1 protein-coding gene and 7 tRNA genes are annotated in these 1,759 nt (G+C 49.0%); all 8 read right to left on the reverse strand.

Annotated features, from left to right (window positions below; translation table 11 throughout):
- Window positions 1–74: 74 nt before the first annotated feature.
- The 8 genes from L4D19_RS30080 to L4D19_RS30115 all read right to left on the reverse strand — a co-directional run bounded on the left by L4D19_RS30080 (window position 75) and on the right by L4D19_RS30115 (window position 1,757).
- Window positions 75–150: transfer RNA gene (locus tag L4D19_RS30080), tRNA-Thr, on the reverse strand.
- Window positions 151–195: 45 nt separating this feature from the next.
- A tRNA-Asn gene (locus L4D19_RS30085) sits at window positions 196–271 on the reverse strand.
- A 40-nt stretch (window positions 272–311) separates the two neighbouring features.
- Window positions 312–387, reverse strand: a tRNA-Phe gene (locus L4D19_RS30090).
- 126 nt (window positions 388–513) lie between these two features.
- A complete protein-coding gene (locus tag L4D19_RS30095) occupies window positions 514–1,149 on the reverse strand; it encodes a glutathione S-transferase family protein (protein ID WP_428455451.1) in 636 nt (211 codons plus the stop codon).
- Window positions 1,150–1,374: 225 nt separating this feature from the next.
- Window positions 1,375–1,450, reverse strand: a tRNA-Asn gene (locus L4D19_RS30100).
- Between the two features lie 6 nt (window positions 1,451–1,456).
- Window positions 1,457–1,532: transfer RNA gene (locus L4D19_RS30105), tRNA-Phe, on the reverse strand.
- A 63-nt stretch (window positions 1,533–1,595) separates the two neighbouring features.
- Window positions 1,596–1,671: transfer RNA gene (locus L4D19_RS30110), tRNA-Thr, on the reverse strand.
- A 10-nt stretch (window positions 1,672–1,681) separates the two neighbouring features.
- Window positions 1,682–1,757 (reverse strand) — tRNA-Asn (locus L4D19_RS30115).
- Window positions 1,758–1,759 lie beyond the last annotated feature (2 nt).

Here is a 1,759-nt window from a genome sequence, read left to right on the forward strand (position 1 = left end):
CCTATCGAGGCAAAAGTAAAAGCGGTTAGGCTTTAACTTTTGCAATGCTGCATACTGCAACAATTGCTAATAAATGGTGCCGACTACCGGAGTCGAACTGGTGACCTACTGATTACAAGTCAGTTGCTCTACCTACTGAGCTAAGTCGGCACACTGTATCTTTTACGCTTCAAGCCTATGGCTCAAAACAAAATTTGGCTCCCCCTGCGGGACTCGAACCTGCGACATACGGATTAACAGTCCGCCGTTCTACCAACTGAACTAAGGGGGAATAGCTTTCGTTGCTTGCACCATTATTCAAAAAAGAAGAATGGTGCCTCGAGGCGGAATCGAACCACCGACACGAGGATTTTCAATCCTCTGCTCTACCGACTGAGCTATCGAGGCAACGGGGCGCATTAAAAAGGTTTTCAGCCTTTGCGTCAACGATTTTTTGATAAAAAAAGTGCAACCTTTGTTTTTTTACGCTGATTGCTCGTATTTTGAACTTTGTCGTGTGGTTCAGGGGGGATATTATCGCTGCGTATTGTCAGCCAAGGCTTGCTGCTCTTGGCTTAATGCACGCAGCAAAGCCGGTCGCCTGCTCATGTGCTGACGGTATGTTTCAAGCCTTGGCGGGAGTTTTTGATCGAATTTGACCGCCCAGTTGAGGGTGTGAGTTAGCAAGATGTCGGCAACACTAGGAAACTGGCCGGCGAGGAATTCGGTATCGGGCAACCATGTTTCGGCGGTTTGTGCCGCTTTTTTAAATTCCCACTTTGCTACTGAGATCATCTCAGGTAGGCGTATCTGCTTGGGTAGGGCAAAGCGGTGCTTTCCCATCGACCAAAGCGGTTGCTCCAGTTCGGTAATGATGAAGCTGATCCATTCTAACTGCTTTGCCGCCTGTGGTGTTGCGGGTTTGGGAAGCCAGTGTTTGCCATACTTTTCTGCCAGATAAAGGCAGATCGCTGCTGATTCTGTGAGGGTTACATCGTCATCTTTAAGGGCTGGTACTTTTCCCTGAGGGCAAATCGCCAGGTAGTCGGTAGATTTATGCTCTCCTTTGGCAAAATCAATCAAGTGATATTGCCACTCGAGCCCGAGCTCTTCCAGTAGCCAGGATACACGTAACGATCGGGTCCGAGGGTAACCGTATAGGGTGATCACTCTGTCTTCCTTGATAATTCATGAGGATGCATGAATATAAACGTAGCCTAAAACAAGCAGCCAGCACAAAGTTCCAAGATATTTTTACGATTTACAGGAGAGTGGGGAGAGGCCAGCCCTGCGGGACTCGATCGGGGCGGCCTTCCGCCTGTGACAATGATTGCGAAGCAATCAGCATGGCGCAGATAAAGAAAAACCCCAGCCTTTCGGCTAGGGTTTTCAATGTGGCTCCCCCTGCGGGACTCGAACCTGCGACATACGGATTAACAGTCCGCCGTTCTACCAACTGAACTAAGGGGGAATTATATGGTGCCTCGAGGCGGAATCGAACCACCGACACGAGGATTTTCAATCCTCTGCTCTACCGACTGAGCTATCGAGGCAAAAGTAAAAGCGGTTAGGCTTTAACTTTTGCAATGTTGCATACTGCAACAATTGCTAATAAATGGTGCCGACTACCGGAGTCGAACTGGTGACCTACTGATTACAAGTCAGTTGCTCTACCTACTGAGCTAAGTCGGCACACTAAATGTGGCTCCCCCTGCGGGACTCGAACCTGCGACATACGGATTAACAGTCCGCCGTTCTACCAACTGAACTAAGGGGGAAT

It is taken from the genome of Photobacterium kasasachensis (genome assembly GCF_050336885.1).
Classification (GTDB): domain Bacteria; phylum Pseudomonadota; class Gammaproteobacteria; order Enterobacterales; family Vibrionaceae; genus Photobacterium; species Photobacterium kasasachensis.